Below are 3,984 nucleotides of genomic sequence, written 5' to 3' on the forward strand. Positions count from 1 at the left end.
AGGGCGCGCCCTCGGGCGAGGTGATCGCGTCGTTCCCGAGGTAGGACAGCACGTCGTCGTGACAGATGACCGAGATGTCCCGCCCGAGCCGGAGCCCGCGCTCGCCCGCGGCGCGGCGCACGCCGATGGCCGGGATGATCGAGGAGACGAGGAAGGCCGTCGGCGGCGCCTCGGCGTCGAGCATCGCGGCGGCGGAGGTGTAGCCGTATTGTTCGGTCATCGTGCCTTCGCGCAGGTGGCGCGGATCGGCGCGGCAGCCGCGGTCGGCCAGCGCCTCCTCGAAACCGCGGCGGCGCCGCGCGGCGAAGTCGAAATCCTCCTGCCCGTTGATCAGCGCGATGCGGCGGTGCCCGAGGTCGAGCAGGAACTCGGTGGCACGGCGGAAGGCGCGGACATTGGCGATGTCGAGCCAGGAATAGGCCTCGTACTCGCCGGTGCGGCCATGGACGAGGAAGGGCAGGCCGAGCTCGCCCAGGAGCGCGATGCGCCCGTCCTCGACGCGGGGCGACTGGACCATGACGCCGTCGACCGAACCGTTCGCGGCCATCTGGCGATAGGCGCGCTCGGCCTCGCCGGCGGGCACGATGGAGAGGAGCAGGTCGTAGCCCTCGCGGGCATAGACCTCGCCCGCGCCGGCGAGGAAGTCGGCGAAGATCGGGTTCACCATCTCCTCGCGGCCCGAAAGCGGCATGACGTGCCCGATGGTCATCGCACGGCCCGTGGCGAGGCGCCGGGCGCGCGAGTTCGGGGCATAGTTCGCTGCATGGGCGGCGGCGAGGACGCGGGCGCGCGTCTCCTCCCGGACCTCGGGATACCCGTTCAGCGCGCGGCTGACGGTGGTCTGAGACAGACCGAGCGACTCGGCCAGCTCCTTGAGATTCATCCCGGATTCCGTTCCAAAGCGCTTTCAAGCGGGACCGAGGCTAATCTCCCGGCAGTTGTCTTGTCAAAGATTCATCTCTGCTCGATTTTTCTGCACCTGCGAGATACGGCATTATTTTCAAACGACATATCATTGCCGGATTGACTTATTCCCTGTCATCCGAAAGGGTGCGCGTAACCCAAAGCGCTTTGGGCGTGTGCTTACGCGTGTCACGGCAGCGTTGGGGCGAGAACCCGCCGGGAACGACCGGCGCAAATCTTGGGAGGATATCTCGATGAAGACCCGTTTCTTCACCAGCGCGGCCGCGCTTGCTCTCGTGGCGGGCACGGCGCAGGCGCAGGATCTCGTGTTCCCCATCGGCGAGGGGGATTTCAACTGGGACAGCTACCAGGCCTTCGCGGACGGGACGGACCTGTCGGGCCAGACGCTGACCATCACCGGCCCCTGGACGGGCGCGGACGCCGAGCTCGTGGAATCGGTGCTGGCGTATTTCGAGGAAGCCACCGGCGCGTCCGTGGAATACTCGGGCTCCGACAGCTTCGAGCAGGACATCGTGATCGCAACGCAGGCCGACAGCCCGCCGAACATCGCCGTGTTCCCGCAGCCGGGCCTGATGACCGACCTCGCCGCGCGCGGCGAGCTCGCCGCGATGGAGCAGGACACCGCCGACTGGATCCGCGAGAACTACGCCGCGGGCGAAAGCTGGGTCTCGCTCGGCAGCGCCGCGGGGCCTGACGGCTCCGAGAACCTCTACGGCTTCTTCTACAAGGTCGACCTCAAGTCGCTGGTCTGGTACTCGCCCGAGCAGTTCGACGAGGCGGGCTACGACGTTCCCCAGACGATGGAAGAGCTGATCGCGCTGTCCGACCAGATCGTCGCGGACGGCGGCACGCCCTGGTGCATCGGCCTCGGCTCGGGTGCGGCGACCGGCTGGCCCGCGACCGACTGGGTCGAGGACATGATGCTCCGCACCCAGCCGCCTGAGGTCTACGACCAGTGGGTGTCGAACGAGATCCCGTTCGACGATCCGGCCGTCGTCGGCGCGATCGAGGCCTACGGCACCTTCGCGCGGAACAACGACTACGTTTCGGGCGGCTCGGAGGCGGCGGCGACGACCGACTTCCGCGACAGCCCCGCGGGCCTCTTCTCGTTCCCGCCGGAGTGCTACATGCACCGCCAGGCGTCGTTCATCCCGACCTTCTTCCCCGAGGACGCGGATTACGACTTCTTCTACTTCCCGGCCTTCGAGGCGCAGGACCTCGGCAACCCGGTGCTGGGCGCGGGCACGCTGTTCTCGATCACCGAGGATTCCGACGCGGCGCGGGCCTTCATCGACTTCCTCCAGACCCCCATCGCGCATGAGGTCTGGATGGCGCAGTCGGGCTTCCTCACGCCCCACACCGGCGTGAATTCCGAGCTCTTCGGGTCCGAGACGATCCGGAACATGAACGACATCCTGCTGAACGCGACCACGTTCCGCTTCGACGCCTCGGACCTGATGCCGGCCGAGATCGGCGCGGGCGCCTTCTGGACCGGCATGGTGGACTATACCACCGGCGCGGACGCGGCGACCGTCGCGGGCCAGATCCAGGATCGCTGGGACCAGCTGAACTGATCGGCGCCTGAGGCGCCCATGCGCCGGCCCGGGAACATTCCCCGGGCCGGCCGCCACCAGCCCCGGCGGCGCTGCCGCCCGCCGGGACGGGCTTCGCGCGCAGCGCGGGCGACAGAGGGGAGGGGACGGCCATGAACCCCATGATCCAGGGGATCATCACGATCATCGTCGGCGTGGGTGGATGCGTCGGCTACTTCTACTTCGCGAACATGGTGCTCGACCGGGTGATCTTCCCGGCGAAGGGCCCGAACGCGGGGCGGAACATCAACCGCGCCAACGCGGTCAGGCCCTGGCTCTTCCTGTTTCCCGCGATGTTCGCGCTCGGCCTCTACCTCGTCTACCCGGTCTTCGGCTCCTTCATCCGGTCGCTCTACAACCGGGCGGGAACCGAGTTCGTGGGCTTCGGCAACTACGCCAGCCTCTTCGGCGACGAGGGTTTCCGCACGGCCTTCCTGAACAACTTCCTCTGGATCCTCGTCGTGCCCGCGATGGCGACCTTCCTCGGTCTTCTCGTCGCGCAGCTGACCGACAGGCTGTCCTGGGGCAACATCGCCAAGTCGCTGATCTTCATGCCGATGGCGATCTCCTTCGTGGGCGCGTCGCTGATCTGGCGCTTCGTCTACGCCAACGATCCCGACATCGGCATCATCAACGCGATCCGCGTCTACTTCGGAGCCGATGCGCTCGACCCGCTGCAGGTGCCGTTCTGGAACAACTTCTTCCTCATGGTCATCCTGATCTGGATCCAGACGGGCTTCGCCATGGTGATCCTGTCGGCCGCGCTCCGCGGCATCCCCGAAGAGACGGTCGAGGCCGCGATCATCGACGGCGCGAACCCGTTCCAGATCTTCTTCAAGATCAAGGTGCCGCAGATCATGGGCACGATCGTGGTGGTCTGGACGACCATCACCATCCTCGTGCTGAAGGTCTTCGACATCGTCTACACGATGACGGGCGGCAACTTTAACACCGAGATCCTGCCCAGCTACATGATGGACTTCATGTTCCGCGACGACGGGCGCGCGACGGCGGTGGCCTTCGTCATCATGATCGTGGTCCTGCCGGTGATGATCTGGAACATCCGGCAGGCCCGCAAGGAAATGCGCTGAGGGGGAGGAGACGAGATGGACAATATCGCCGGAAAGAAATCCTCGCTCACCTGGGCCGTGAACATCACGGTGGTGTTCCTCGTCATCCTCTGGCTGGTGCCGACCGTGGGGCTTCTGGTCTCGTCCTTCCGCGACCGGGCGCAGATCGCCGTCTCGGCCTGGTGGGAGGCGCCGTTCCCGGTCGAACAGGCCTTCCGCGCGCGCGCCGAGGGCGCGGTCTCGGGCGGCGACGGGATGTGGACGATCACGGGCAACGTCTTCGAGGCCTCCGAGGTCGCCGCCGACTTCGAGGGACGCGAGCGGCCGCCGATCGCCGCCTTCGGCCTGGCCGGGCGGGCCCCCCGCGAGTTCGCCGCCGGCCCCGAGATCGAGGACCG

Annotated in this window: 3 protein-coding genes and 1 pseudogene; 3 read left to right on the forward strand and 1 reads right to left on the reverse strand. The window is 67.2% G+C overall.

Features of this window, described 5'->3' with window-relative positions; translation table 11 throughout:
- On the reverse strand, window positions 1-883 hold an 883-nt coding region (locus tag ACTS11_RS10945; protein ID WP_442640347.1), incomplete at its 3' end, for a substrate-binding domain-containing protein.
- A 274-nt stretch (window positions 884-1,157) separates the two neighbouring features.
- Here ACTS11_RS10945 and ACTS11_RS10950 point away from each other — a divergent pair.
- The 3 genes and pseudogenes from ACTS11_RS10950 to ACTS11_RS10960 form a co-directional block, all read left to right on the forward strand.
- Window positions 1,158-2,498 carry an ABC transporter substrate-binding protein gene (locus ACTS11_RS10950; RefSeq protein WP_442640348.1) on the forward strand — a complete coding sequence of 447 codons (1,341 nt, stop codon included), beginning with the start codon at window positions 1,158-1,160 and terminating at the stop codon, window positions 2,496-2,498.
- 131 nt (window positions 2,499-2,629) lie between these two features.
- The gene (locus tag ACTS11_RS10955; RefSeq protein ID WP_442640349.1) at window positions 2,630-3,607 is read left to right on the forward strand and encodes a carbohydrate ABC transporter permease; all 978 of its coding nucleotides are present in this window, start codon (window positions 2,630-2,632) and stop codon (window positions 3,605-3,607) included.
- Between the two features lie 15 nt (window positions 3,608-3,622).
- Window positions 3,623-3,984: pseudogene (locus tag ACTS11_RS10960) on the forward strand (carbohydrate ABC transporter permease); the annotation flags it as partial.

Source organism: Roseicyclus sp. (assembly GCF_052168335.1).
In the GTDB taxonomy this organism is placed as follows: Bacteria; Pseudomonadota; Alphaproteobacteria; order Rhodobacterales; family Rhodobacteraceae; genus Roseibacterium.